Genomic DNA, 22,186 nt, shown 5'->3' with positions numbered 1-22,186 from the left:
TTTGATTTTAAGAGGAGAATGTACAATGAGATTAAAAGATAAAGTCGCCATTATCACAGGTGCTGCAAACGGAATTGGTTTGGCTGCAGCTCTACGTTTTGCGGAAGAAGGCGCTAAAGTCGTATTAGCGGATTTCGATGTAGCGACAGGTGCATTACAAGAGAAGGAACTAACAGATAAGGGTTTCATAGTGAAATTTATTCAAGTAGATGTGGCCAACCGAACAAGTGTCGATGCACTTGTTCAGCAAACACTAGATCAGTTTGGACAGATTCATATATTAGTAAACAATGCTGGAATTACACGAGATGCCATGCTAACGAAAATGTCAGCGGAAGACTTCTCTCGTGTGTTAGATGTTAATTTAACGGGTGTTTTTAATTGCACACAAGCAGTAGTCCCTTATTTAATTGAACAGGGTTATGGCAAGATTATCAACACATCTTCCGTAAGTGGTGTATATGGAAACGTTGGTCAAACAAATTATGCTGCCTCAAAAGCAGCAGTTGTTGGAATGACGAAAACATGGGCAAAAGAGTTAGGACGAAAAAACATTAATGTTAACGCTGTATCGCCTGGCTTTACGAAAACATCTATGGTAGCTAAAATGCCGGAAAAAATCATTGATCAAATGAAATCCGTTATCGGTTTGCAACGACTTGCAGAACCAAAAGATATAGCGAATGCTTACTTATTTTTAGCATCTGATGAATCTAGCTATGTACATGGTCATGTACTACAAGTGGATGGCGGGATCATGATGTAATGAAAGGGGCGGTGCAAATTGTATACAGAACAATCCTGGATTTATAAACGAGCAGCACTGTCTCCAACAAAAATTGCTTTAATAGATAGTAATTCAGGGGAGCAATGGAGCTATCAAACGTTAACTAACCATATCTCTAAATGGGGTCATTATTTTCAACAGCAAAATTATGTTAAAGGCGAGCGGGTAGTTGTTCTATCACAAAATAGAATAGAGCTATTTGCCATATTATTCGCGTGCGGCTTAAAAGGTCTTTTGTACGTACCCCTTAATTATCGTTTGAGTACATCAGAATTAACTCAAATTTTGGAAGACTGTAAACCAATACTCATCATTCACGACGAAGAACATCAGCAATTAAGTGATAACTTTCAACATGTAAAACGATTACTTTGTTCAAGTGTTCTAGATGTTCAAGCATTTGTTCCTCCTACTAATACAAATTGGCTCTCGACAGATGCTTGGCTCATTATCTATACAGGAGGAACTACAGGAAATCCTAAAGGGGTAGTCCTTTCTTTTGATGCAGTAAACTGGAATGCCCTAAATACGATTGTAAGTTGGGGACTGAATGATTCCGATTGTACATTAAATTATATGCCTATGTTTCATACAGGAGGATTAAATGCACTTTGTATCCCCATTTTAATGGCAGGTGGAACAGTTGTATTAGGAAGTCGTTTTCATGCAGAAGAGGCGTCGAAAGCGTTGAATACATATAAAACAACTTTGTCCCTCTTTGTACCCACCATGTATCAAGCGATGCTTGATACAGAATATATTAAGACAGCTACATTCCCAACTGTAAAAGCTTTTTTATCTGGTGGTGCACCTTGCCCGCACACGATTTATCAAAGGTTTGAAGAAAAGGGTATTTTATTTAAAGAAGGATATGGACTTACAGAAGCAGGCCCAAACAATTTTTTTATTGATCCACTTGTTGCTCAGAGGAAAAAAGGAGCAGTAGGAAAGTGTATGCAATTTAATGAGATAAAAATTATGAACGACTTTGGGGAAATATGTACCACAAACGAAGTAGGAGAGCTTTATATATTTGGGAAACATGTATTTACAAAGTATTGGAACAATGAAGATGAGACAAGCAAGGCGTTCGTGGATGGCTGGCTAAAAACGGGAGATCTCGCAAAGTTCGATGAAGACGGAGATTATTATATTGTTGGACGACAAAAAGAAATGATTATTTCAGGTGGAGAAAATGTGTATCCTCAGGAAGTGGAGCAGTGTTTAGTATTACATCCTAACGTTCGTGAAGCAGCCGTAATCGGTGTGGAAGATGAAAAATGGGGAGAATGTGTGACTGCTTTCGTCTCAAGTAAGGTAGCTCGTGAAATGGACGAAATCGAGCTATTAAATTTTTGTAAACAGGTACTTGGTAGCTATAAAGTACCGAAGAAGATATATATTCTAGAAGAACTTCCTCGGACTGCTGTTGGCAAAATTGATAAGAAGAGACTGCACGAACTAGCTATAGTCTAGAATATTACTTCATCTCGATGTTATATAATTGACCAAAAGAGCTGTAAACCAAACTTTTACAGCTTTTTTGGTATAATAACATAGAGGTGACTATCGTATGTTTATTAGTGAAAAAGAAATAGAAGTACGTTATGCGGAAACTGATCAAATGGGTGTCGTGTATCATGCCAATTATGTCATTTGGCTAGAAATAGGAAGAACACAGCTCATTAAAGACTTAGGATTTTCATACGCTGGACTTGAAAAAGATGGTTATTTATCTCCCGTTACAAATGTAAACGTACATTATAAAACATCGGTTACATACGGAGAAACAGTGACCATTCGTACATGGATTGAAAGCCATGGAAAGCTTCGTACTACGTATGGATACGAAATTGTACATAAGGATGGGACGATTGCATCCACCGCAACATCTGAGCATGTTGTCGTAAAAAAAGACAGTTTTCGACCTGTATCTTTAAAGAAAATTGATCCAGTCTGGGATGCAAAATATGCTGAAGTTGCAAAGGTACTCCTTTAATGGCTTTTGGAATAACACGTAGTGAATTAAATGAGTGGAAACGTCAAGTAAAAAACGGACAAATCGCTTTTATAACCCATTATTGGATAGACAAACGATTTCCAGGGTGCAAAACAGTGACAAAAGTTGGCTGTAGCAATATTGCTGTCCTGATTGAATGGGGTAAACAACACGGGCTAAAAGAGGAATGGATTGATTGGAAAGAAAGTTATCCACATTTTGATCTATTCGGTCATTACGAGTATGAGATTATGGAAAAAGAAGGACATTTGGATCGACTAAAACGATTTAAATAAAAAAAGCGTGATATCATCACGCTTTTTTATATACATATGCTAATTCGTTTAACTTTGAATCTATCTCTACATACAAATCATGGCCATCGAAATACCACTCGTCACGTTCTTCTACAAAAAACATAATATGTTCGATTTGCACAGTTGCAGATGGCTCAAAGGGTGTATCCTTCGTTACGCCAAGTGAAAATGCATCATGAACAGGACTTGACCCACCATAACGGGCATAAAATCGAATCGTATCTCCGTTAGTTGCTTCCATTTCGCCATGGAACCATTCCATTGCATCAGAAGAGATGAAAATTTTCATAAGACTCACCAAGCTTTCATTAAGTTAAATCCATTTTACTTTTGGCTCTGTTCCATCTTTTATCCGTTTAATATTTGCCCGATGTCTATAAAAGATAAATACAGCTAATAGGGTAATAATTGCTATTAGCGGCCAGTCTTTTTCAACCGTGAAGTAATAAACAATAGAATAAATAAGTGCAATAATAGCTAGAATCATCGACGTTAAAGAAACCATTTTAGTAATCTTTAGTATAATAAAAAACCCTACAACTAAAATAACAAAGATTGGCCAATTGTAGCCTAGAAGTATTCCACCTGAAGTTGCTACCGCTTTTCCACCTTTGAAACCTGCAAAGATAGGATACATATGGCCAACAACAGCTAGAATTCCAAGTAATAATGGATGAATAGGAGCAGATTCAAATATAGCTAATGTACCAAGTAATGTCGCAGCTGTTCCTTTTAGAATATCCATAATTGTAACAGCTAATCCTGCTTTTTTACCAAGTGTTCTAAACGTATTCGTTCCACCTAAATTTCCGCTACCATGTTGTCGGATATCGATATTATAAAATAACTTTCCTACCCACAGTCCAGATGGTATTGAACCAATTACATATGCAAGTAAAAGCAAAATGATAGTAGTCATAGCAAACTCCTTTAAATTATCAGTCTAATAATATAGTTAACTTTCTTAGTTTACCATGTACTTGAACGTATGTTCAATGGAAAGAAAATAGCCAACTGAGCTCATTGCTAGCTTTAGATCAAAACAAAGTTCTTTTAAGTTCTGTAGAACCACTTTCAAAAGTTTTCTAAAGAGAATCTTGGAGTAGCTCTCTAAGTTTTACTCGATGTGTCTATTGAAATTCCTATATTTAACATGTATGCTAAGTTTTATTCGGAGTAAAGAAGGAATTATGTATGCGAACAGAGAATGCTAGTTAAGGGTAGATTGCATTTTTATAAATATTTAAGTTACAATTAAGCTCTGGCCTTTGCTCCAGAGCTATTGACATAATGACGATCTGTTTGTACGCTTAAAAAGAATAAAGAACAGATGTTTTGTTTTTTGGAGGGAACGTATTTGAGTAAAAAAGAAATATTAACCAGTTATAGTGATGATGACATTCAGGTATTAGAAGGGTTAGAAGCCGTTCGTAAAAGACCTGGTATGTACATAGGGTCTACTGATGCCCGTGGCTTACATCATTTAGTTTATGAAATCGTCGATAATTCAGTAGATGAAAGCCTAGCTGGATTCGGGAATCATATTAGTGTGACGATTCATGAAGATCAAAGTATTACCGTGCGCGATTTCGGTCGTGGTATGCCTACAGGGATGCACAAGACCGGTATACCCACAGCTGAAGTCATTTTTACCGTGTTACACGCTGGTGGAAAATTTGGTCAAGGCGGATATAAAACAAGTGGTGGACTACATGGTGTAGGTGCTTCCGTAGTAAATGCATTGTCTTCATTTGTAGAAGTAATCATTCATCGAGAAGGCAAAAAGTTCACGCAACGATTTGAAAACGGCGGGAAAGTAGCCCAATCATTAACTCAAATTGGTACCACAAAGGAAACAGGAACTTCCGTTCACTTCCTTCCTGACAACACAATCTTCTCAACAGTGAAATATAATTATGAAACCCTATGTGAAAGACTGAGAGAGTCTGCTTTTCTTCTGAAAGGTCTTAAAATAGAGCTGAAGGACGAACGTACAGATGCTCATGATATTTTTTACTATGAAACGGGAATAGAGGCTTTCGTTTCTTATTTGAATGAAGAAAAAGACGTGTTACACCCTGTTTTTTACATGGAAGGTCCACATGATGAAATTGAAGTAGAGTTTGCTTTTCAATTTAATGACGGATACTCCGAAACCATTTTGTCTTTCGTGAATAACGTACGTACCCGAGATGGTGGAACACACGAAACAGGTGCAAAAGCCGCTTTAACTAGAGTAATTAATGAATATGCACGAAAAACGAGTTTATTAAAAGAAAAAGATAAAAACTTAGATGGCTCAGATATTCGAGAAGGAATTTCTGCCATTGTTTCCGTTCGAATTCCTGAAAATATTTTGCAATTTGAAGGACAAACAAAAGGAAAACTAGGAACAAGTGAAGCAAGAAGTGCAGTAGATGCGGTTATTTCAGAAAAATTACAGTATATTTTGGAAGAAAATGCAGAACTAACGGCTTCGTTAATTCGTAAAGCGATCCGAGCACAACAAGCTCGTGAGGCTGCTCGTAAAGCACGAGAAGACGCTCGTAACGGAAAGAAACGGAAACGTTCGGATACATTGTTATCTGGAAAGCTAACCCCTGCTCAATCAAGAAATGCAGCTAAAAATGAACTGTATCTTGTCGAAGGGGATTCTGCTGGAGGATCAGCAAAACAAGGTCGAGACCGCACCTTCCAAGCAATCCTACCACTACGAGGAAAAGTTATTAATACTGAAAAAGCGAAACTCGCAGACATAATGAAAAATGAAGAAATCGCGACAATTATTCACGCAATTGGTGGTGGTGTTGGTGCTGATTTTCAAATAGCAGATATTGCATATGATAAAGTCGTTATCATGACCGATGCTGATACAGATGGTGCACATATTCAAGTGCTATTATTAACATTCTTCTATCGTTATATGAAGCCTTTAATTGAGAATGGTAAGATTTATATCGCCCTTCCACCTCTATATAAAGTATATAAAGGACTTGGTAAAAAAGAGGTATTTGAATATGCTTGGACGGAAAAAGAATTAAATGCTTCCATCCAAAAAATTGGCAAAGGAGCCACGCTTCAGCGCTACAAAGGGCTTGGAGAGATGAATGCCGACCAATTGTGGGATACAACGATGAATCCGGAGACTCGTACTTTAATACGTGTCACAATTGAAGATGGCGCTCGTGCGGAAAGACATGTAACGACACTTATGGGAGATAAAGTAGAGCCTCGTCGTAAATGGATTGAAGCAAATGTAAACTTTAGTTTAGAGGATGATTCTAATATCTTAGAAAATGAAAGAATTCACACGGAGGATGAGTTAGTATGACACAAACCGAACGTTATCAAGATTTACCACTAGAAGAAGTGATAGGTGACCGGTTTGGACGTTATAGTAAGTACATCATTCAAGACCGCGCGTTACCAGATGCTAGAGATGGTTTAAAACCTGTTCAGCGTCGAATTTTGTTTGCTATGTTTCAAGAAGGCAATACGAATGACAAACCATTTAGAAAATCAGCCAAAACAGTCGGAAATGTAATCGGTAACTATCATCCCCATGGAGATAGTTCCGTTTATGAAGCGATGGTTCGTATGAGTCAAGATTGGAAACTTCGTCATATGCTGATCGAAATGCACGGTAATAATGGATCTGTCGATGGTGATCCACCAGCTGCAATGCGTTATACCGAAGCAAGGCTTTCCTCTATTTCACATGAATTATTACGTGATCTTAATAAAAATACAGTTGACTATATTCCAAACTTTGATGATTCTGATTCAGAGCCAATTGTGTTGCCAGCACGCTTTCCAAACTTACTCGTTAATGGTTCAACAGGGATTTCTGCAGGATATGCAACCGATATTCCACCACACGCACTGCATGAAGCACTTGATGCCGTGTTAATGCGTATGGAAAATCCAGCTGCAACTGTAGATGAATTGATGACTGTCATCAAAGGACCTGATTTCCCAACCGGTGGTATTATCCAAGGGGTAGAAGGCATTAAAAAAGCATATGAGACTGGAAAAGGGAAAATTGTCGTTCGTTCTAAAACAGAAATTGAAACGATTAAAGGCGGCAAAGAACAAATTGTCGTTACTGAAATACCTTTTGAAGTTAACAAAGCAAATTTAATCAAAAAAATGGATGAACAGCGTCATGATAAACGTTTGGATGGTATAGCAGACGTTCGCGATGAGTCCGACCGTACAGGCTTACGTATCGTCATTGAAATGAAAAAAGAAGTAGATGCACGTGGTATTTTACAATTCTTATTTAAAAATACCGACCTTCAAGTAACGTACAATTTCAATATGATTGCCATTCATAATCGCCGTCCAACGATGATGACTTTGCCACTAATGCTAGACTCTTATATTAATCATCAAAAAGAAGTAGTTACTCGACGCACAGCATTTGATTTGAAAAAAGCAAAGGAACGTCTGCATATCGTCGCTGGTCTCATGAAAGCTTTATCTATCCTTGATGAGGTTATTAGAACGATCCGAGCATCTAAAGATAAAAAAGATGCAAAAAACAACTTAATGACCGCTTATGACTTCTCCGAGGCTCAAGCAGAAGCAATTGTTTCCTTACAGTTATATCGTTTAACAAACACCGATATTACGGAGCTTCAGAAAGAAGAAAAGTCATTAAATGCTCTTGTAAAAGAATTAGAAAGTATTCTTGGAAAAGAATCGGTTCTGATGAAGGTTATTAAGAAAGAGCTGTTAGAAGTAAGAAAACAATTTGCAGAAACACGTAAATCGACTATTGAAAATGAAATTGAAGAAATTAAAGTAACGCTAGACGTATTGATTCCAAGTGAAGAAGTAATCGTGACTGTCACAAAAGATGGCTATGTGAAGCGTACTAGTTTACGATCCTTTACGGCATCGAATGGACAGGATTTTGCAATAAAAGAATCCGATTACCTATTGTTCCAAAAACCAATCAATACACAACACCATTTACTTCTCTTTACTTCTAGAGGGAACTACATTTATCAGCCAGTGCATGAATTACCAGATATTCGTTGGAAAGATCTGGGTCAGCATATTTCTAGTATTGTGCCATTAGAAGCCAATGAAACAATCATTAATGTAATTGGTATTGATTCCTTTGATCTTGATTTATGTGTGCTTACTGCAACAAAAGATGGTCAAATTAAGCGATCTTTACTATCCGATTATGTCGTGCAGCGCTACGCTCGTCCGATCAAGACTATTAATTTGAAAAAGAATGATGAACTCATACTTGCACAGCTTGTATCACCGTCTGACGAAGTATTATTTACGACACACTTCAGTTACTCGGTTCGATTCTCCTTAGATGAAGTGCCGATAACTGGGGTAAAAACAGGCGGCGTAAAAGGGATAAATTTAAAAGAGGACGATTATGTAGTAAGTGTAAATGTGATTTCTCAACAAAGTAACGAAGATATCATGTTAGTTACGCAACGCGGGGCTGTAAAGAAAATGGCACTAAATGAAGTGGAATCTGGGGCTCGAGCGAAACGAGGAATTGTTACACTTCGAGAGTTAAAAACAAATGCACATCGTGTGTTTGCTGTTGTTCTAGCAGATAGAAATGATGAAATGGTCATAGAAACAGAAAAAGGACTACAAGAAATTATTCAGACGAATACATTCCGTCCTTCTGATCGATATTCCAATGGATCATTTGTAGTTGATGTAGATAAAGATGGACAACTTGTTCGGGTTTGGAAAAAAACAATCGAACAGGAACAATAAGGGTATATTATGTGGAGAAATAAGAATGTTTGGATAGTACTTATAGGGGAGTTAATAGCAGGACTTGGTTTATGGAGTGGCATCATAGGTAATCTGGAGTTTATGCAAGAAAAAGTGCCTTCTGATTTCCATAAATCATTAATACTAGCAAGTGGTCTGTTAGCAGGTGTTTTAACCGGTCCACTTGCTGGTAAAATAATTGATCAATCGAAGAAAAAAACAGTTTTAATCGTTTCAGGCATTGGTAGAGTACTCAGTGTTTTATTTATGTTCGTAGCTATTGCAACAGGGTCTATTTGGTGGATGCTTTTATTTTTAATTAGTTTACAGATATCTGCATCCTTTTATTTTCCCGCGTTACAAGCAACGCTACCATTGATCGTAAAAGAGCGAGATTTATTACAATTGAATGGTTGGCATATGAATATCGCAACCATTGCTCGAATTGCTGGAACTGCAAGTGCTGGTCTTGCACTAGTTTACTGGCCAATTCAGTCTTTGTATATCCTTTCGATGATTGCGTATGCGGTACTATTAGTATTTACTTACATGTTAAAAATAGAGGAAAAGGAAAAAGAAGCTCAAGACGTGGAAAAAGGGAAGAATGGGTTTAAGGAAGTGTTTCCTATGCTTAAGGAGAATACTCCGGTGCTTATGACACTTATTTTAACGCTCATACCGGTCTTGTTTTTAGGGTCGTTTAACTTAATTGTCATTAATGTTAGCGAACTCCAAGATTCTACCTCCATCAAAGGAATAATTTATGCAGTCGAAGGTATCTCTTTTATGATTGGAACACTCGTTGTTAAGTATATCGGACAGAAATGGAAAACAAAGAACATATTGTTTACTTTTGTATTATTCATAGGATTCGCGGAAATCCTATTATTCTTTGTAGAAAATCCATTCTTAACTTTACTTAGCTTTACACTTTTAGGATTTTCAATTGGCTGTTTCTTCCCAACAGCACTGACTATTTTCCAAAAGCAAGTACCTAAAGCGTATCATGGACGATTCTTTTCATTTCGCAGTATGTTAGACCGTATATCGTTCCAGGTCGTATTGCTATCCGCTGGAGCACTTCTCGATCTTATTGGCCTAGCATATATGGCTGTAGTGTTTGGTACAATCAGTATTTCATTGTCTTCCTTTTTTCTATTTCAAACGAAAAAACGTGGAGTTACTTTTCATTCTCAAACTACTGAAGCATAATAAAAAGCATTTCCATCAGGTACCATACCTTGTCGGAAATGCTTTTTATGTTTGTTTTGCTGTTGTTGTAGCTTTTCCTTCTTGGTTTTTGTCTTACGTACATGCGTACTAAAATCGATTTCATTTCGCATTATAGTGACGTCTTTCCCCACAGTTCGAAACTGATGTTCTCGTTTCCGTTTGGCCATTGATTTTGCCATTCCATTCACTCCCATATTTAAATATAATTACTTCAATAGAATACATGAATGGATATAAAAATTCAAATTTCATACTTTCTTCAAAACTATGTGGTATAAGTATTAATGCAGATATATATAAATATATTTAGATAAAGGCTTTGGAGGAAAGAAAATTGAAAAAAATACTGTTAGCTACATTTGCATGCTTATTCCTTTTCGGAAACCAAGCACTTGCACACACTGGTTTAGAAAGTTCCAATCCAGCAAACGGAAGCACTGTTACAGAGCAATTAAATGAGATTACGCTATCATTTGAATCCAAAATCGAACAGACAAGTTCATTTGAATTAAAAAATGCAAATAACGAGGTTTTCCCTATTAATAATCTGATCGTTTCTGAATCGTCCATGACAGGTTCAGTTGATCAATTAAACAATGGAGATTACACAATAGCATGGAAAATCATCGGTGCGGATGGACATCCAATACAAGGGGAAGTAGCATTTACATTAAATGCTCCAATTGCGGATGATACAACAGTAGAAGAGGAAGTTACTGAAACTGAAGTAGACGTGACAAATGAACCAGAAACAACTTCCATTGCACCGACACCAACAGAAACAAAAGAATCGTCGAATACAGGAATGATTAGCATCATTGTAGTTTTAGTTCTTTTGCTTGCTGGTAGTGCATGGTGGATGTCACGGAGAAAAAATAAATGATGTTTCTTCTAACTACAATTAGCGAAGCATTATTATACACATGCTTTGCGTTGTTATTAGGGAACTATATTTTTTCACTCATTCCATCTGATCTGAAACCAGAAATAGTTGTTCCTCGAAAATATAAACTAATAGCAGTGGTAGGTATTGCATTGTTTTCATTTATACCTATATTAAGCATCGTAAGTTACTTACTGGAGGACTATAATCTTCCTTATGTCTTGAAAACATTGTTCCTATCTTTTGAGGTCGGAAAAGCTTGGTTAATGACATTTATCTTATGCGTTATATTGGGATTGTATATTCTTCTATTTGATCATAAAAAAAAGAGTATTTATCCACTAATCGGCAGTTTCTTTGTTTTCTTGTTAATGATAGGAGTAGGGTGGACAAGCCATGCGCATTCCGTTTACGGATTGCAAGGTTTAATTACGCATACTGTTCATTTTGCAACTGTTGTAATTTGGGTTGGAATTTTATTTGTCGTTAGTTGGTTTTCCAAAAATAAAGAGAACTGGCTCAGCTTTTTAGGTTGGTTCCATGTTACAGCAATTTTTAGTTTTGCTATTATTGTCATTACGGGATTATCCTTAATGAATTTTGCGATGGATTGGAAGGTGTATCCTAGCACTTGGATGATTCCTTATGGGCAAAGCTTACTAATTAAACATTTACTTATTCTTCCGTTGATTGGATATGCGTTTATCAATGGTGTATTGATGAAGAGTAAACTGCGTAAAGATTCTAATATGGATCCGAGAGCCTGGACGAAGCTTGAGTTTTTTATCATACTACTTATTTTTGCGGCAACAGGAGCACTGAGCCAACAGTCTCCTCCACATATTGTAGATTCCTTATTAAGTACGGATACGATGATACAATTTTTCAGCATCTTTGGCTTAGAACAACCTATACAAAGTGTATTCTCAGTTCAATTTGTACTAGGTTTGAATGGCATTTTATTAATGATCTTAGCAGGTCTATTTTTCGTTCTAAGTGTGTTTTCCTTTATTAGAAAAATGCCACCATTATTTTCATTTATTATGAGTGTTTTAGCTGTTTTTTCTGGATATATAGCATTAATGCTCAGTATTCAATTCGTTTAAGAATCAAATGTAAAGCATTTCCACCGGGATTTATGACCGGGATGGAAATGCTTTTTTATTTAATAAATAGGCGTTATGTTGTTATTTGGTAGAATCCGCGGTAGTGTGCGCGGATTCTACCGCAAATTATAAGCTTTTAAACAACAGTAAAATATAGCAGTGCCAATAATTACGAGATATGTACCTTTCATAACGAAACCGCGTATAATCATTTTAGTTCTACCATTCATACATATTAAAGTGAGGGAAATTTATGGACCAAGATTTAAAGTTTGACGAAATGACAGCAAGTGATTGGCATCAAGTACAAGCTATCTTTACAGAAGGGATTCATACCGGAAATGCTACCTTTCAAACAGAGGCACCTACTTGGGAAGAATGGGATATGTCTCATTCGGAAGTATGCAGGCTCGTAGCGCGTTTAAATGGGGAAGTAGTAGGTTGGATTGCCCTAAGCCCAATCTCGAGCAGAGAAGCGTTTTCTGGCGTCTCTGAGGTAAGTGTTTATGTTACACATTCAGTAACCGGAATTGGAATTGGTAGCAAACTTTTAAAAGAACTAGTAACAGCTAGTGAAAAGCATGGATTTTGGACACTTCAGTCCATGATTTTCCCTGAAAATGAAGGAAGCATAAAACTACATAGAAAATTTGGATTTGATGAAATAGGAACGCGCAAACGTATGGGCAAATTAAATGGAGTTTGGCGTGATGTTGTATTGCTTGAGCGTAGAAGTAATGTTGTAGGAATCGATTAAAATACACCAATTGGACTCGCAGAAAACTGAATTTCATAGCTTCCCAAAGGGGAAGGCCCCGCAGGAGCGAAAGCGACGAGGAGACTGAAGCCATGCCCGCGGAAAGCGTCCGTCTGGAACGGAAATCAATACATTGGAAAAGGGACCATCTCCCAGTCAATATATGACTTTAGGGACAGCACCTTTTTTATAGGTGTAACCTTTAGACAATTTACGGTAAAGAAAGATTGATTATTCTGATATTATTGATAGAATGATAGAAGATTTCCCACAATAAAAAGAAATTAGATATTAATAGAAAATGTGAATTTGATCTGTTAAAACAGATCTGAGGGAGGGCTATGTGTTAATAAAACTGGCAGTGAAAACAGATGTAGAACAAATTCTAGATGTTTTGAACAAAGTAACGTTACATTTGCACAAAAGAGGAATTAATCAATGGGAATATCCATGGGATTCAGTCCATATTAAAAATGGAATCGAGGAAAATAATACATATAAATTAGTATTAGATGACAACGTCATTGGAACATTTGTAATTCAAACTATAGATCATTTAAATAAGCTCACTATAAGACCAAATAGTTTGTATGTTGGTAGGATTGCTATTCTTCCAGAATATCAAGGAAGAAATATTGGTTCGATGATTATTGATTTCGCCAACTCATATGCACATTCCAAAAATCAAGATATGTATTTAGATTGTTGGGCAGGCAATAGAAAGCTAAAAGATTTTTATCTTCATAATGGCTTGGACTATTTAGGTGATTTTCCTGTGAAAGATTATTGGATTAGCATATTTAAATTTTAAACTCTGTAAAACGATCATGTTGATACCTGACGAAAATCCGCTCGCTTCTACAGGAGTCTCGCGGATTTTCTTCACAAATTATATGCCTCTAAAACAAGAGCCTAATATATAAAAGAGGAGATTTAATCAACGCAGATGGAACATAATTGTCGCCTTATCCAAGATTGCGGCAATTGTAATCCCTATTGTATATCGAATTAAATCCACTATTAGAAACCCTTTCCCCAGAATCAATGCTCCGAGAAATGTTCCCCGAATTTGATTGATCCAGTCTGCTTGATACACCTGGCTGAATTCAATACCAAAGCTAAACGTAAAACTAAGCAAGATTGCTGTAAAAAAGGTCCTACTCACTAATAAGAAACGGAATCCGAAAAAGACCATCATTGCCCAAAGCACATCACCGGCATTTTGCGCTACAAATAACGGAAGTAATTGGCTGTATTTTCTGGAGGCTAGACCTAATAAAATTGTCACGATAATAGCTATGATATAAGCCATTCTCCTATTAATGTATCTTGAGTTAGTAGATTTGTTTTTAGAAGACATTAGAATCACTCACTAGCTTAGTTTTAATAATAATTAACTTTGAATATACAAGTAATTTGTGATAGAAACAATATCAAATGTTTAGAAAAATAAATATATTTACATAATCCGAAAACGTGCTCCATGTATGGATCGTCTATTATTCAGAAGCAAGAAAGGGGGACTGTGGCAGTGAACCGTTTTTTAGCAGAACAGAAATTTCAATTCGTCATGCAGGATTATATGGATTATTTATTAAGCTAGCTTATTTATACGTAAAAGATTGGCCAGCAGCGATTTTATTATGATGAAGCCCATATAGAAGAAGGAACACTCACAATTCCGCCAGCAAATTGGTGAAAACGTAAATTTAGAGGGATCATAAATCAATTAGTTAAAAAAGCTGTTGCAGAATGTAATAAAGAAAACAGATGAAGAAATTAGAAAATTATGTTGTTTATGAACTGGAAAGGTATTAGAAAGCAATTGAAATAGGCAAGTTAGTGAAGATTATAAATGGTTATCAAAAATTTAGACAATATGGACAATGATCAAATTTCCCAAAGTAAATAGCTACATAAAAGCATTAATTTACATATGTAATTAAAGTTATTTTTTATGAAATTTTCTCGAATATCTCACTATTTAAAGTATACTTTTTCATTGAGATTCAACTACAAATAATTTATATTATGTAAACTAAAATAAAAAAAGACAAAAGAGGCCTCAATTATTAAGCCCCCTTCTTATACAACGACAAAAATGTTGGTTCATTCAATATAATGGATCTCACTTATAAACTGCCCCCTAATTTTAGGTTAAAAATTAGGGGCAAAATTACCATAGTTATCTGTCGTCAATATATTATGCACCCACATTTTTGTCATTTAATATAGACAAAAATGTGGGTGTATTTTCACTTGTGTTTTACAAAATTGTAAGATTAAAATAAACTGAGTATTTGCATGTTTTTTTAAAAAAAAGAGAACTATATCCTCCCTATCCTTTTCTAAGGAGCTAGAAAAGATATAGAACAAATAATAAAAAGATCAAGAATGCTGTTAAATCAACATTCTTGATCTTAAAATGGGCATTTATAAGACGAAATTGGACTTTTAGACAGCCCTATTAATGTCTATTCTTTAAACTTTAACAACCGCATTGAATTTAAAATAACAATTAATGCTGCACCAGTATCGCTTATTACGGCCATCCAAAGTGTAAGCCAACCAGGAAAGATGAAGACTAATGCGACGACTTTTATAATTATGGAGAACCAAATATTTTGTTTAATAATAGTTAAAGATTTTCTACTTAACTTCATTGTATGAGGAAGTTTGTCAAGATTATCCGCCATTAAAACAATATCAGCTGTCTCCATTGCGGTGTCAGTTCCAGCCCCTCCCATCGCAATACCTAAATCTGCCGTTGCAAGTGCTGGAGCATCATTAATACCATCACCGACCATTGCTACTTTGTATCCTTCATTTTGTATTTTCTTGATGGCACTAACTTTATCTTCTGGCAACAATTCTGCAAAATAACGATCAATATCAGCTTGTGCTGCAATCATTGTTGCAGTTCCTTCATTATCCCCGGTCAGCATTATGGTTTGTTTGACTCCACTTATTTTTAAGGCTTTTAAAGCAGAAGCTGAAGTTTCACGTATCGCATCAGAAACCGCAATCATACCGATTACTTGATGCTGTGTCCCGATTAACACTATCGTTTTTCCTTGATTTTGTATCTTTTGAACATGGTTTTTTATATTATCTAAAAATACATCCATTTCTTCAAAAAGCTTTAGATTGCCAGCGTAATAAATATCTCCTTCAATCGTTGCTTGAACACCTTTTCCTACTATACTTTTAAATAATTCCCCAGTTTTAGGTTGAATTCGTTTTTCATTAACATGCCCAACAATTGCTTTAGCTATCGGATGCGTTGAATAATCTTCTAATGTATAGACTATTGAAAGTAATTCTTCTTCTGATACACCGAACGACTTGATTTCAGATACTTTAGGCTTTCCTTCAGTCAAAGTTCCAGTTTTATCAAATGCAATGGCAGTAATAGCACCTGCTTTTTCTAAGAACGTTCCACCTTTAATTAAAACACCGTTCTTCGCAGCATTTCCAATAGCTGAAACGATTGCAACTGGAGTAGAAATGACTAAAGCACAAGGACAAGCTACAACAAGTAATTCAAGTCCTTTATAAAACCAATCTCCCCAATTGCCTAACCCGAATAATGGGGGCAAAACCATTACAACGAATGCTAAAATAAATACAATTGGTGTGTAAATACTTGCAAACTTATCTACAAATGCTTCCGTTGGTGCTTTTTGTTCTTGTGCTTCTTCGACCAAATGAATAATTTTTGCTATCGTTGTATCTTCAACTAATTTAGTGACCCTAATATCAAGCGAACCATGCTCATTTATCGTCCCTGCATAAACTGTATCACCAATAAATTTATCTACAGTAATGGACTCACCTGTAATTGGAGCTTGATTTACACTGGATTCCCCTTGAATGATTTCACCATCCAATGGAATTTTATCACCTGGTTTAACAATAATAATGTCACCAATACTTATTTCTTCAACTGGTTTTTTAATGAGTTCGGTTCCTACACTAACCCAAGCTTCGGAAGGGGCTAAATCCATTAGATTGCGAATCGAATTTCTTGTACGTTCAATTGATTTAGTCTGTAGTAAGTTACCGAGGGCAAATAACCAAACAACGGTAGCACCTTCAAGCCACAGACCTATCAATGCAGCTCCAATAGCTGCAGCAGACATTAGAACATTCATATCTAGTGAACGACTTTTCAATGCATAAAATGCACTCTTTACAGGCTTATAACCGCTTATTACCATTGCAATTGCGTATAGTACAGATGATATTAATGTAGAAATCCCACTATATGAACCAATAAATCCAAGGGCTATTAGTACACCCGATAAGATAATTATGCCGTTATCTTTTGTATTTTTTTGAATGTGAACTGCATTTTTATTAGATGGTAACGACGCTTTAAATCCAATTTTAGAAACCTCAGTAATAATATCTTCAACATTATTGGAATGTTCTATTTTCATTTTTCCAGTAGAGAAATTAACGCTAACATTTTTAACAGATGGGATGGTGTTTAAGTGATTTTCTATGGTCTTCGCACAACTTCCACAGTCCATTCCTGCGATATCAAAGGTTTTGATATGCCCATTCTGATCTAATAGCTCTGCAGAAAAACCAAGTTTTGTGATTTCACTCTCAATCGGAATAAATGCCTCCGATTTAGTTGCAATAACCTGCATTTTAGCTGTACTAAAATTAACCTTTATCTCATTGATATCCTTTAACTTACTTAGACCTTTTTCAATAGTTTTGGCACAAGCGGCACAATCCATTCCGTAAACTCTGTATGTCATTTTCTCTCCAGAAGGAAGATGGTTTGAGTTTGTCATTTCTGTCTTTTGTTCATTACTACTACAACAACTTGTTTTTACTGAACTAATATCTGCCTTCATCGTACTTGGACTACTACAACAGTTATTAATTTCCTGTTCTTTTTCATTAGAAAGAGAAGTACTACAGCAACTTACTTTTTCTAATTCTTTAACAGTTTCTTTTGATGAATTATTGCTACAACAACTTTCCACTTTGTCTTCAGTCAATTTATTTGAACCACAACACTGATCAGCCATTTTACTCACCCCTAATCTATATGACGCTCGCAACATGCAACATCATTTTGAACATCTTCAAGAACTACATCGAACATCGTTAATAAATCTCTTATATGTTGATCACGTAAACTGTAATAGCTGTATTTTCCTTCGTTCCTTCCCACGATAATGCCGCAACCTTTTAAACATGCAAGGTGCTGCGAAATATTCGACTGATTTCCTTTAATTTCTTCTACAATTTGAGATACTGTTTTTTCCTGATTTTTTATACTTTCAAGAATTTGAATCCGTGTTCTATTAGAAAATCCATGAATTAGTTTAACTTTCATATCAATATCAAGATCTATATTTTGCATAAAATCCCTCCTCATATTAGTAGAAGCTAATATGTTTTATCAATATCATATTAGTGCTAACTAATATGTGTGTCAACTAAAATCGTCTTTTGTAAAAAAATGAAAATGGTTATTTTTCATAAATTATCAAAATTTTCAAACAATTATAAATAAAAAAAGGTTAAATCAACTGTAAGTAAGAATAAACAGTTGATTTCTCCTCTTTGTTTAACGTGTAGACTTTATTTTGGCATTATTTGTACCATTTATCGCTTAATATTCTATTCGCTCATTTCCCCTGTAATTATTTTCTCTATTTTACCCTCTGGATTAATAAGTAAAGTTGTTGGTAAAGGGTTAATATTGTAAGTTTCCATGACACCACCTATGTTGTAGGCGTTTTCTACGGAAATATCAGGATTAATTCTTATTTTAATTTTTTAGAGAACAAGAAAACCATGCTAATAGTGATTAATGTAAATGCTATTAAAGCTAAAAAAGGAATTGTGATAAATCCGAACCAATTAATGTATTCAGAGCTACATGGAACTCCACTCACACAAGGTTTAATTCCGCCGAAACCTGGAACTTTTTGCTCAAGGTAATGAAAAAATGAAATGATACCTCCAAGAATGGACAAAGGTAATACAAACTTTTTCACGGAAATATCACTTTGAAAAGTTCCAATACCTAATATCACTACTAATGGATACATGAAAATACGCTGAAACCAACAGAGATCACATGGTATAAAACCTCTTATTTCACTAAAATAAAGACTTCCTAAAGTAGCAATAACGGATACTAGCCAAGCAAAGTATAATACCCATATTTTCTTTTCACTGTTATTAGAAACTTTATTCATTTTTGTCTGCCCCAAGTTCACGATCTATTACTTCCTTAATAGCCTCATAATCAAACGGATCTTCCATTGTTATTCCATTGATGTTAATGGTAGGTGTTTGAGATACATTATGTTTGGTAAACAAATCCTTATCGATGTTCACTTGTTCCGCTGTTAATTCTTGTTCAACATCTTGTTTTAATTGTTCTTGGTTGATGTAAGCTATTCCTTTTGAAACTTCAAGAATTTTTTCTGTCGTAATCCACAAGCCATCATGATTTTCTGTTGGCTGTGCATCGAACAAAGCTTTGTGGAAATCCCAATATACGCTAGGATCTTGTTTGTAGACAGATTCAGCTGCCATAGCCCCAATGACCGACTCTTCACCATGGAATAAGACATTCACATAAGAGAATTTAACATCTCCAGATAAAATATAATCTTCTACAAGTTGAGGATAAACGTTCTCTCCCCAAGCTTTACATGAAGGACACTTAAAATCTCCGAATTCGACAACAGTCACTGGGGCGTTATCTTGACCGAGTATTGGTTGTCCAGTTAAATCGACTTCTTCCCTTACTATCTCAGATTCCTCAAGGGTTTGATTGCTACTTATTACCGTGATGATAGCTAGTAGTGCGACTGCAACTACTGTTAAAATTACTGCAAATTTCATATTTGACTTTTTCAAATGAACACTCCTTTTTTGATTTTCTTGTTAAAAGCTAACACTATTCATGAGACCTAAGTATAGAGATACTATACCTAAGACACTCATTATAAAAGCCATTACAGAAGGGGTTTTCTTGACAAACGCCACAATTGTAAGAAGTAAAAAACAAATAAATAATAGTAAAAATAATACCCCCATTAAGTTAATATCTAAGCTGGCATTGATTGGATATGTAATTTTTCCGTTATACAATGACCCAAAAATGCTCGATAAACCGTCACCAGACACGGTGGACTCTATGCTGTGTGGTGGTTCTTGTTGTCCAAGGACCGAAGTAGCAGCGAAAATTAGTAAGAGAAAACCACTTTCAGCTCTAATCCATGGAATTGGGTTTATTTGTGAATCCAATTTAACTTTTCTTCTCATCCAGACTCCGTTTATAAATGCGAAAAGTACGATAGGAATAATAATCAAATGTTTTATAAGTAAGGCTTGTCCATATGGTATAAGCCATGAGCTTGCATATTCGTTGAAATCAAGAACTAGTGTCATGAGGAATAATCCAGTACCCATTACCATGGTTAAGCAAATAATTGCAACTGGAGTAAACCACTTTAGAAAGGCTGACCAGTTTTGATGATTTACGGAGAACCAACTGACCACAATTAAGATACCAACCCAAATGGTCATAGCCAGAAAATGTAGAGTATGTGCAATAAATCCACTCCACTCAGTTAAGGATGCAGAATGACTTGACCAGCCAAGTGATAAAATTAGCAAAAGTGTAAATAAAATGGATACAAAAAGGTGTATTTTTTTAGTAAAGACTGAAAAAATAGAAACATAAAGATAAAAAAGAATGGAAATGAAAAGTGTAAATGTCCATGCTTGCCCTACTTCAAAGCCGCCAATAACATTTTGTATAGTTAATTTTAAGCCGATATCCTCGTATAGAAAAATGATGAGCCGAATAATTGGAGAAAGTGATAGGAATACAATCCCTAAAATCGAAAGTTGTAACCATCTTTTACTGATTATAATGTCAGGCTTTTTGTTAATTGGTATTAATGTCATAATGAACGAACCCAATAATAGAGAAAAACAAAGGTATAATATCGTTTCCGAAAAATAGATCCATATCATTTACTTTTTCTCTCTCCTCAATAACCAAAATGTTGATCCTAATGCAATTAATAAGAAAAGTATTAATGACCCAACTAGTATATTGTTAGAACTAGGGGCTTCTTCCTTCGTAATTTGAATAATATCGTTACTTTTTTCTTCCACTTTCTCAATCGGTTCAGATGAAACTTCAGTATTAGTGTTACTTAGGGTATCTACAGTAAATGAGTACGAATTTTCAATTGGGTGCCCATCTTCGCCGATTATTTTCCAAGTGACTGTGTATTTCCCATTTTCTAAAGGTGATTTTAAGCTCCCTACCATTTCTTTTTCTCTGACTTGAAGTTCTTCCAGGGGTATCTCTTGCCCATCTACTGGGCTTATTTTAAAAGTACTATTGCCTTCAATCCTTGTATTAAAAGTTAATAGTAAAGTGGAGATTTCATCTTTCATGACTTCTCCATCTTGAGGGATGGAAGTTTCAAGGCCGGAATGAGCTAAAGCTGATGGAGCAAATGTGATTAATAACAAGAAAACAAATGCACCTATTTTTTTCAATTGTATACCCTCCTTCTTTATTACATTCATCATGATTGTAACAGGAACAATATGATATACAAACGGATATTTGAATGAATTATTGACAGATTATTGACTCTTACATACACTTGTAAGAATGGTCAAACGAATACTAGATTGAGGTGGAGTTAGTGTCTAAAAATGTTAAACAAGAAAAAAAGGATATGTGTGAGGTAACTTGCTTTGATGAAGATGTTGTTAAACGGGTTCAACCCAAATTAGAGGAACTGGATAGTGTAGAGCTTCTTTTCAAAGCCTTATCTGATGCCACACGTTTGAAAATCACTTATGCTTTAACTATTGAAAAAGAGCTTTGTGTTTGCGATGTTGCGAACATTATGGGAACTACGGCAGCAACAGCTTCTCATCATTTACGGTACTTACGTAACATGGGACTAGCCAAATATCGAAAAGAAGGAAAACTGGTGTTTTATTCCATTGTAGATGATCACGTAAGACAGCTATTGACTATAGCACTTGAACATTCAAAAGAAATTCGAAAAAAATGATAGAATATGATTTGAAGTTTTACTTTGTACAATTTGCAATTATACTTTTGAAAACAAACTATACAAATAAGCACTTTAATGTTTTATTATTGCGCTGCTTACGAAATCGATTTTCGTCATTTTAACCCGCTACAATATGAGCAGGGAGAATTAAAATGAATACACTAAATAATCTCAGTACACATCTCAATAATAACATCATCTGTCATACCAGGATTTCTTCTCATTACTATCCTCCCTTCTATTTTCTTT

General features: G+C 35.5%; 22 protein-coding genes and 1 pseudogene. 12 read left to right on the top strand and 11 right to left on the bottom strand.

Annotation, left to right across the window (positions count from 1 at the left end; translation table 11 throughout):
- The first annotated feature begins 25 nt into the window (after window positions 1–25).
- From fabG to MHH81_RS10105, 4 genes are all read left to right on the top strand, one after another.
- Window positions 26–766, top strand: coding sequence for a 3-oxoacyl-ACP reductase FabG (gene fabG / locus MHH81_RS10120; RefSeq protein WP_340920709.1), 741 nt, complete (start codon window positions 26–28; stop codon window positions 764–766).
- An 18-nt stretch (window positions 767–784) separates the two neighbouring features.
- Window positions 785–2,263: a class I adenylate-forming enzyme family protein gene (locus MHH81_RS10115; protein ID WP_340920707.1), complete on the top strand. Its 1,479-nt coding sequence runs from the start codon at window positions 785–787 to the stop codon at window positions 2,261–2,263.
- Between the two features lie 97 nt (window positions 2,264–2,360).
- Complete coding sequence (locus tag MHH81_RS10110; RefSeq protein WP_340920704.1) at window positions 2,361–2,786, top strand: acyl-CoA thioesterase; 426 nt, start codon at window positions 2,361–2,363, stop codon at window positions 2,784–2,786.
- Window positions 2,786–3,082, top strand: coding sequence for a hypothetical protein (locus MHH81_RS10105; RefSeq protein ID WP_340920701.1), 297 nt, complete (start codon window positions 2,786–2,788; stop codon window positions 3,080–3,082). Before MHH81_RS10110 ends, MHH81_RS10105 begins: the two co-directional genes overlap by 1 nt.
- A gap of 16 nt (window positions 3,083–3,098) precedes the next feature.
- Here the strand turns inward: MHH81_RS10105 and MHH81_RS10100 are convergent, their stop codons facing one another.
- Together MHH81_RS10100 and plsY are read right to left on the bottom strand one after the other, a co-directional pair.
- On the bottom strand, window positions 3,099–3,392 hold the full coding sequence (locus MHH81_RS10100) for a HesB/YadR/YfhF family protein (protein ID WP_340920699.1): 294 nt from the start codon (window positions 3,390–3,392) through the stop codon (window positions 3,099–3,101).
- A 24-nt stretch (window positions 3,393–3,416) separates the two neighbouring features.
- Window positions 3,417–4,022 carry a glycerol-3-phosphate 1-O-acyltransferase PlsY gene (plsY, locus tag MHH81_RS10095; protein ID WP_340920696.1) on the bottom strand — a complete coding sequence of 202 codons (606 nt, stop codon included), beginning with the start codon at window positions 4,020–4,022 and terminating at the stop codon, window positions 3,417–3,419.
- Window positions 4,023–4,433: 411 nt separating this feature from the next.
- On the opposite strand from plsY, the gene parE reads away from it, so the two are divergent.
- From parE to MHH81_RS10080, 3 genes are read left to right on the top strand one after another with little or no spacing between them, the layout of a single operon-like run.
- Window positions 4,434–6,434, top strand: a complete 2,001-nt coding sequence (gene parE / locus MHH81_RS10090; RefSeq protein WP_445678087.1) for a DNA topoisomerase IV subunit B — start codon at window positions 4,434–4,436, stop codon at window positions 6,432–6,434.
- Window positions 6,431–8,863, top strand: coding sequence for a DNA topoisomerase IV subunit A (gene parC, locus MHH81_RS10085; protein ID WP_340920690.1), 2,433 nt, complete (start codon window positions 6,431–6,433; stop codon window positions 8,861–8,863). Before parE ends, parC begins: the two co-directional genes overlap by 4 nt.
- Before the next feature lie 9 nt (window positions 8,864–8,872).
- Window positions 8,873–10,075, top strand: a complete 1,203-nt coding sequence (locus tag MHH81_RS10080) for an MFS transporter (RefSeq protein ID WP_340920688.1) — start codon at window positions 8,873–8,875, stop codon at window positions 10,073–10,075.
- Here MHH81_RS10080 and MHH81_RS10075 read toward each other — a convergent pair.
- Window positions 10,057–10,275, bottom strand: a complete 219-nt coding sequence (locus MHH81_RS10075) for a hypothetical protein (protein WP_340920686.1) — start codon at window positions 10,273–10,275, stop codon at window positions 10,057–10,059. The genes MHH81_RS10080 and MHH81_RS10075 overlap by 19 nt on opposite strands.
- A gap of 155 nt (window positions 10,276–10,430) precedes the next feature.
- Between MHH81_RS10075 and MHH81_RS10070 the strand changes: the two genes are divergently transcribed.
- From MHH81_RS10070 to MHH81_RS10055, 4 genes are all read left to right on the top strand, one after another.
- The gene (locus MHH81_RS10070; RefSeq protein ID WP_340920683.1) at window positions 10,431–10,979 is read left to right on the top strand and encodes a copper resistance CopC family protein; all 549 of its coding nucleotides are present in this window, start codon (window positions 10,431–10,433) and stop codon (window positions 10,977–10,979) included.
- Window positions 10,976–12,085, top strand: a complete 1,110-nt coding sequence (locus MHH81_RS10065; protein WP_340920680.1) for a copper resistance D family protein — start codon at window positions 10,976–10,978, stop codon at window positions 12,083–12,085. Before MHH81_RS10070 ends, MHH81_RS10065 begins: the two co-directional genes overlap by 4 nt.
- Before the next feature lie 253 nt (window positions 12,086–12,338).
- Window positions 12,339–12,842: a GNAT family N-acetyltransferase gene (locus MHH81_RS10060; RefSeq protein WP_340920677.1), complete on the top strand. Its 504-nt coding sequence runs from the start codon at window positions 12,339–12,341 to the stop codon at window positions 12,840–12,842.
- Between the two features lie 343 nt (window positions 12,843–13,185).
- The gene (locus MHH81_RS10055; RefSeq protein ID WP_340920674.1) at window positions 13,186–13,653 is read left to right on the top strand and encodes a GNAT family N-acetyltransferase; all 468 of its coding nucleotides are present in this window, start codon (window positions 13,186–13,188) and stop codon (window positions 13,651–13,653) included.
- Window positions 13,654–13,779: 126 nt separating this feature from the next.
- Here MHH81_RS10055 and MHH81_RS10050 read toward each other — a convergent pair whose 3' ends face one another.
- The 8 genes and pseudogenes from MHH81_RS10050 to MHH81_RS10015 form a co-directional block, all read right to left on the bottom strand.
- A complete protein-coding gene (locus MHH81_RS10050) occupies window positions 13,780–14,154 on the bottom strand; it encodes a ribosomal maturation YjgA family protein (protein ID WP_340920672.1) in 375 nt (124 codons plus the stop codon).
- Between the two features lie 1,162 nt (window positions 14,155–15,316).
- The gene (locus tag MHH81_RS10045) at window positions 15,317–17,890 is read right to left on the bottom strand and encodes a heavy metal translocating P-type ATPase (protein WP_340920671.1); all 2,574 of its coding nucleotides are present in this window, start codon (window positions 17,888–17,890) and stop codon (window positions 15,317–15,319) included.
- A gap of 11 nt (window positions 17,891–17,901) precedes the next feature.
- Window positions 17,902–18,228, bottom strand: coding sequence for an ArsR/SmtB family transcription factor (locus MHH81_RS10040; RefSeq protein WP_340920668.1), 327 nt, complete (start codon window positions 18,226–18,228; stop codon window positions 17,902–17,904).
- 260 nt (window positions 18,229–18,488) lie between these two features.
- Window positions 18,489–18,587, bottom strand: a pseudogene (locus MHH81_RS10035) (thiol-disulfide oxidoreductase ResA); the annotation flags it as partial.
- Between the two features lie 47 nt (window positions 18,588–18,634).
- Window positions 18,635–19,072 carry a disulfide oxidoreductase gene (locus tag MHH81_RS10030; protein ID WP_340920665.1) on the bottom strand — a complete coding sequence of 146 codons (438 nt, stop codon included), beginning with the start codon at window positions 19,070–19,072 and terminating at the stop codon, window positions 18,635–18,637.
- Window positions 19,065–19,742: a thioredoxin domain-containing protein gene (locus MHH81_RS10025; RefSeq protein WP_340920663.1), complete on the bottom strand. Its 678-nt coding sequence runs from the start codon at window positions 19,740–19,742 to the stop codon at window positions 19,065–19,067. The genes MHH81_RS10030 and MHH81_RS10025 overlap by 8 nt, the downstream gene beginning before the upstream one ends.
- Window positions 19,743–19,769: 27 nt before the next feature.
- Window positions 19,770–20,798: a copper resistance D family protein gene (locus tag MHH81_RS10020; protein WP_340920662.1), complete on the bottom strand. Its 1,029-nt coding sequence runs from the start codon at window positions 20,796–20,798 to the stop codon at window positions 19,770–19,772.
- Between the two features lie 69 nt (window positions 20,799–20,867).
- Window positions 20,868–21,404 (bottom strand): copper resistance CopC family protein, encoded by a 537-nt coding sequence (locus MHH81_RS10015; protein WP_340920660.1) that lies wholly within the window; start codon window positions 21,402–21,404, stop codon window positions 20,868–20,870.
- A gap of 152 nt (window positions 21,405–21,556) precedes the next feature.
- Here MHH81_RS10015 and MHH81_RS10010 point away from each other — a divergent pair, with 152 nt between their 5' ends.
- Window positions 21,557–21,934 (top strand): ArsR/SmtB family transcription factor, encoded by a 378-nt coding sequence (locus tag MHH81_RS10010; protein ID WP_340920658.1) that lies wholly within the window; start codon window positions 21,557–21,559, stop codon window positions 21,932–21,934.
- Window positions 21,935–22,186 lie beyond the last annotated feature (252 nt).

The organism is Psychrobacillus sp. FSL H8-0484, assembly GCF_038005325.1.
Lineage (GTDB): Bacteria > Bacillota > Bacilli > Bacillales_A > Planococcaceae > Psychrobacillus.
This window is presented reverse-complemented; position numbering and strand designations above follow the sequence as displayed.

What these genes read in the sequence shown, in the direction of transcription:
- fabG (WP_340920709.1), top strand. Translation starts at nt 26, where the DNA reads ATGAGATTAAAAGATAAAGTCGCCATTATCACAGGTGCTGCAAACGGA.
- MHH81_RS10110 (WP_340920704.1), top strand. Translation starts at nt 2,361, where the DNA reads ATGTTTATTAGTGAAAAAGAAATAGAAGTACGTTATGCGGAAACTGAT.
- MHH81_RS10105 (WP_340920701.1), top strand. Translation starts at nt 2,786, where the DNA reads ATGGCTTTTGGAATAACACGTAGTGAATTAAATGAGTGGAAACGTCAA.
- MHH81_RS10100 (WP_340920699.1), bottom strand. Translation starts at nt 3,392, where the DNA reads ATGAAAATTTTCATCTCTTCTGATGCAATGGAATGGTTCCATGGCGAA.
- plsY (WP_340920696.1), bottom strand. Translation starts at nt 4,022, where the DNA reads ATGACTACTATCATTTTGCTTTTACTTGCATATGTAATTGGTTCAATA.
- parE (WP_445678087.1), top strand. Translation starts at nt 4,434, where the DNA reads ATGTTTTGTTTTTTGGAGGGAACGTATTTGAGTAAAAAAGAAATATTA.
- parC (WP_340920690.1), top strand. Translation starts at nt 6,431, where the DNA reads ATGACACAAACCGAACGTTATCAAGATTTACCACTAGAAGAAGTGATA.
- MHH81_RS10080 (WP_340920688.1), top strand. Translation starts at nt 8,873, where the DNA reads ATGTGGAGAAATAAGAATGTTTGGATAGTACTTATAGGGGAGTTAATA.
- MHH81_RS10075 (WP_340920686.1), bottom strand. Translation starts at nt 10,275, where the DNA reads ATGGCAAAATCAATGGCCAAACGGAAACGAGAACATCAGTTTCGAACT.
- MHH81_RS10065 (WP_340920680.1), top strand. Translation starts at nt 10,976, where the DNA reads ATGATGTTTCTTCTAACTACAATTAGCGAAGCATTATTATACACATGC.
- MHH81_RS10060 (WP_340920677.1), top strand. Translation starts at nt 12,339, where the DNA reads ATGGACCAAGATTTAAAGTTTGACGAAATGACAGCAAGTGATTGGCAT.
- MHH81_RS10050 (WP_340920672.1), bottom strand. Translation starts at nt 14,154, where the DNA reads ATGGCTTATATCATAGCTATTATCGTGACAATTTTATTAGGTCTAGCC.
- MHH81_RS10045 (WP_340920671.1), bottom strand. Translation starts at nt 17,890, where the DNA reads ATGGCTGATCAGTGTTGTGGTTCAAATAAATTGACTGAAGACAAAGTG.
- MHH81_RS10040 (WP_340920668.1), bottom strand. Translation starts at nt 18,228, where the DNA reads ATGCAAAATATAGATCTTGATATTGATATGAAAGTTAAACTAATTCAT.
- MHH81_RS10030 (WP_340920665.1), bottom strand. Translation starts at nt 19,072, where the DNA reads ATGAATAAAGTTTCTAATAACAGTGAAAAGAAAATATGGGTATTATAC.
- MHH81_RS10020 (WP_340920662.1), bottom strand. Translation starts at nt 20,798, where the DNA reads ATGACATTAATACCAATTAACAAAAAGCCTGACATTATAATCAGTAAA.